The 220-nt window shown below is 75.5% G+C and carries 1 protein-coding gene; it reads left to right on the forward strand.

Going from position 1 to position 220, the window contains the following annotated elements:
- Positions 1 to 220: hypothetical protein (locus IF89_RS40440; RefSeq protein WP_043195249.1), on the forward strand; the 220-nt coding region annotated here is incomplete at both ends.

Consider the following 220-nt stretch of genomic DNA (forward strand, 5'->3'; position numbering starts at 1 on the left):
CCAGGGCCGGCCGTCTGTGCACACGGTGCTGCCGGACTCCGGCAAGCCGCAGACCACCCGCATCGCCTACCCCTCCCCTACCGTCACGGTCACGGCCACCCCTGACGGCCGGCGGGTGACCGAGACCCTCGACGCGCTGGGCCGCCCGCTGCGGACCGCGGACAACTACCGCGACGGCGCCTACGCCAAAGAGCCCGACGCCGACGGCGCGCGGGTGCTG

The organism is Streptomyces sp. NRRL F-2664 (assembly GCF_000719345.1).
Classification (GTDB): Bacteria; Actinomycetota; Actinomycetes; order Streptomycetales; family Streptomycetaceae; genus Streptomyces.